The following is a 3,587-nucleotide window of genomic DNA, read 5'->3' on the forward strand; positions in this document are numbered from 1 at the left end:
GCATCCATGCTAGCATCCTGAATGTAGCACTGCCTGTCAGCCAAGACTTACAAGCTCAGGCAAACAACCATATGAATGCCTACACGAATCGCGCAGCTAGCACCGAACAAGAGCGCCCCGGCAAGATTGACAAGCGCTCCACTCTGCGGGAAACAGGGAGAAGGTTATGAGCAGCAAACTTACCGACCGGCAACAACAGGTTCTCGATTGCATCCGTGAATGTCTCTCGGACAGCGGCATGGCCCCAACCCGCGCAGAGATCGCCGACATCATGGGGTTCCAGTCAAAGAATGCGGCGTCCGACCATCTCCGCGCCCTGGAGCGTAAGGGCTACATAAAACTGCACAGCGATCGTTCTCGCGGCATCCAGTTGCTGGATCATGCCTATTGGGGCGAAGAGGAACTGCCCATTGTCGGCAAAGTCGCCGCTGGTGTTCCCATTGAAGCCATCGAGAACGTTGAGCGCACGGTGCCGGTGCCCCAGGGGCTGTTCAAGCAACGCCCTACCTATCTGTTGAAGGTTCAGGGCGACAGTATGGTGGATGCAGGTATCTTCGATGGGGACCTGATTGCCGTGCGCAAATCCAATGTGGCACGGTCCGGGGAAATCGTTGTGGCTCGCATTGACGAAGAAGTCACAGTGAAGACCTTAAAGTTGAACAAATCCAGCGCCACCCTGTTGCCGGCCAACGAAGCCTATGAGCCCATCAAGGTGCCCGCTGATCAACTTATCATCGAAGGCATATTTGTGGGGCTGATTCGTGACCCGAATTCTTATTAAAGCCTGTATCCACACGGGTATAGGTATCTGCCTGATTGTATGGAGTGCGTTTGCCATGGCTGAAACCCATCTTCTTGCGCCCTGCCCCGATTCTCCGAACTGTGTGTCCAGCCTGGCCACACAGAGCGATAAGCGCGTAGCCCCTCTGCAGGCTGGCGCCGATCGGGGAAGCAGCCTGAAAAAGCTGGAAAGCCTGCTTGGCAGCCTGCCCCGCGTGGAATATGACGTGGTCGGCCAATCACGCATCCAGGCCCGCTTCACCAGCCGAATCTTGCGGTTTGTGGACGATGTGACCTTCTATGTTCGCGATAATGGCGTGGTGGAAGTGCGCTCGGCCTCGCGGGCGGGGTATTGGGATTTAGGTGCTAACCGTCGTCGGGTAGAATCTCTGCGCGAGCAGCTATCTGAACAGGACACCGATGACCGCACCTCACAGCAACACACCTTCGAAAACGCAGAACACCGGGCCTGAGCAATGGGCCGATATCGGCGTTAACCTGACCGATCGGCAATTCAACGACGATCGCGACACGGTGATTGAACGGGCGGTCACGGCCGGGGTTGCCTGGCAATTGATTACCGGCACCAGTATCGACGAGTCACGCGCCGCCATTGCCCTGGCCGGCGAATATCCCACCCTGTTCGCCACCGCTGGTCTGCACCCGCACAGCGCCCGCTTTTACTCGCCTGCCCTGGAAAAAGAACTGCGAGAATTGCTCGCCCATGAGCAGACAAAAGCAGCAGGTGAGATGGGGCTGGATTTCAACAGGGACTTCTCTCCCCGCCCGGACCAGGAACGCGCCTTCGAAGCGCAACTGGCACTGGCGGCAGAGCTGAAGCTGCCTGTGTTCCTCCATGAGCGCGACGCCCACGAGCGTTTTCTACCCATCCTGAAAGCGTTTCGCGATGACTTGCCCGGCGCGGTCGTACATTGCTTCACCGGGTCACGTCAGGCGCTGTTTGGCTATCTGGATCTGGATTGCCATATCGGCATTACTGGCTGGGTTTGCGACGAGCGCCGCGGCAAGCCACTGGCAGAACTGGTGCCCAATATTCCGGATCAGCGCCTGCTGCTGGAAACCGACGCCCCTTACCTGCTGCCCCGGGACCTGCCGGAAGCCCCCCCAAAAAAACGCCGTAACGAACCGGCGCTACTCCCCTGGATTGGCCAGCAGGTCGCACAGTTACGTGGTCAGCAGACACCGGACGTGGCCGCCATGACCTATCACAATGCGTTAGCGTTATTTCGCTAACCGGGACGCTGTTCCATCACGGAACCGCGGAGGCTGCGGGTCGGGTTTACCCAAGGGCACAGAAAGCCTGGAAGGTATAACCCGGCAACCACAACTTCAGGAAAGGAACTGCTGCACGTCGAGCACGCCAAATGGCCAGGCCAGCTCTTTGCCCTCACGCACCAACACCGGAATCCGCTCACCATACTGTTCGATCAAGGCATCATCCTCGGCGATATCCACCGGGGTAAGCACCAGCCCCGGATTCACCATGGCCACCAGCTCCCTGGCCTGGTCACAAAGGTGACAACCCAGGGTGGTATAGAGCACAACCGTCATGCGTCCTCCACATGACGAATCGCGTAGCAGTAATGGATTTTTTCATTTCGCCGGAAATCCTCCGGGATACTCCAGCGGGAAATATCTTCCACGTCGAACCATTTACTGATGCTTTCATCCATCTGGAAACGGCGGTAATTACAGGAGAAATACAACACCCCACCCGGCTCCAGGCAACGCATGATTTTGCGAATCAGGTCGCCATGGTGTTCTTCCACCACAAAGTCACTGCGTGATTTGTTGTTGGAAAAGGTGGGCGGATCGCAGAACACCAGATCGAACTGCTCTTTGCACTCATCCAGCCAGCGCATGGCATCCATACGGGCCAGCTCGTGCTGGTCGGTGGAGAAGCCGTTGGCCGCCAGGTTACAGGCCATCCAGTCCAGATAGCGTTTCGACGAATCAACGGTCACCGTGCGCTTGGCGCCACCGACGGCAGCGTGCACCGTGGCTGAACCGGTGTAGGCAAACAGATTCAGGAAGCGTTTCCCGCTAGCCTGCTCCGCAATGCGCAGTCGCGTGGGGCGGTGATCCAGAAACAAACCGGTATCAAGGTAATCCTGCAGGTTTATCAGCAACTGAGCCTGACCTTCCCGCACTACCCGATAGTGCCCTTGGGTATCCAGCTTTTGGTATTGCTGGTTCCCCTTCTGTTTCTCGCGCGTACGCAGGTGCACTTGCTCACGGTGCACGCCAAGAGCCGCCCGCACCGCCGTTACCGCCCAGTCACGCCGCGCCTTGGCTTTTTCAGGGTCAATCGTTTTCGGTGCCTTGAATTCCTGCACCAGCACCTGGTCGCCATAGATATCCACCGCCACATTGAATTCCGGTAGATCGCGATCATAGAGGCGATAACACTGGATATCTTCCCGCTCCAGCCAGCGGCGCAGATGCTTGCCGTTTTTACGCAAACGGTTGAGCAAAGGCTGCGCGCCTTCCGGCACATTAAAAGCGCCCTCATCAGCGACTTGCGCCACCGCAGGCGGCGTTTGCTTGCGCGGGGAATACAGGCGAATAAAGTTATTGAAAGGCCCGTTCTTCAAGCGCCATTGCTGTTCCAGGTTCATCCCGGAACGATCCATCACATCCACATCGGCGCCTAACAACAACGCTTGATAACCCGGCGCGCGTACCGCAAGAATCCGGCCGATAGAATAGTGTAGCCAGCCCGCCTGCTGTTTCTCGTCAAGACGCTCGCCCCAGGGAGGATTACCCACCACAATGCCGTTGGCGAC

At 57.6% G+C, this 3,587-nt stretch carries 5 protein-coding genes; 3 read left to right on the plus strand and 2 right to left on the minus strand.

The window, feature by feature from the left end; genetic code table 11:
- Window positions 1–166: 166 nt before the first annotated feature.
- The 3 genes from lexA to A3754_RS18220 are packed head-to-tail and all read left to right on the plus strand — an operon-like array spanning window position 167 to window position 2,034.
- Window positions 167–781, plus strand: a complete 615-nt coding sequence (gene lexA / locus A3754_RS18210; RefSeq protein WP_063520830.1) for a transcriptional repressor LexA — start codon at window positions 167–169, stop codon at window positions 779–781.
- A gap of 55 nt (window positions 782–836) precedes the next feature.
- Entirely contained in the window at window positions 837–1,253 is a 417-nt protein-coding gene (locus A3754_RS18215; protein ID WP_063520831.1) for a DUF1499 domain-containing protein, read from the plus strand.
- The gene (locus tag A3754_RS18220; RefSeq protein WP_063520832.1) at window positions 1,201–2,034 is read left to right on the plus strand and encodes a TatD family hydrolase; all 834 of its coding nucleotides are present in this window, start codon (window positions 1,201–1,203) and stop codon (window positions 2,032–2,034) included. Before A3754_RS18215 ends, A3754_RS18220 begins: the two co-directional genes overlap by 53 nt.
- A gap of 96 nt (window positions 2,035–2,130) precedes the next feature.
- On the opposite strand, the gene A3754_RS18225 is transcribed toward A3754_RS18220, so the two are convergent.
- Together A3754_RS18225 and rlmKL are read right to left on the minus strand one after the other, a co-directional pair.
- Window positions 2,131–2,352, minus strand: coding sequence for a glutaredoxin family protein (locus tag A3754_RS18225; RefSeq protein ID WP_063520833.1), 222 nt, complete (start codon window positions 2,350–2,352; stop codon window positions 2,131–2,133).
- On the minus strand, window positions 2,349–3,587 hold a 1,239-nt coding region (gene rlmKL, locus A3754_RS18230; RefSeq protein WP_082904802.1), incomplete at its 5' end, for a bifunctional 23S rRNA (guanine(2069)-N(7))-methyltransferase RlmK/23S rRNA (guanine(2445)-N(2))-methyltransferase RlmL. The genes A3754_RS18225 and rlmKL, both read right to left, overlap by 4 nt.

The sequence above is a fragment of the Alcanivorax sp. HI0083 genome, from assembly GCF_001635175.1.

What these genes read in the sequence shown, in the direction of transcription:
- lexA (WP_063520830.1), top strand. Translation starts at nt 167, where the DNA reads ATGAGCAGCAAACTTACCGACCGGCAACAACAGGTTCTCGATTGCATC.
- A3754_RS18215 (WP_063520831.1), top strand. Translation starts at nt 837, where the DNA reads ATGGCTGAAACCCATCTTCTTGCGCCCTGCCCCGATTCTCCGAACTGT.
- A3754_RS18220 (WP_063520832.1), top strand. Translation starts at nt 1,201, where the DNA reads ATGACCGCACCTCACAGCAACACACCTTCGAAAACGCAGAACACCGGG.
- A3754_RS18225 (WP_063520833.1), bottom strand. Translation starts at nt 2,352, where the DNA reads ATGACGGTTGTGCTCTATACCACCCTGGGTTGTCACCTTTGTGACCAG.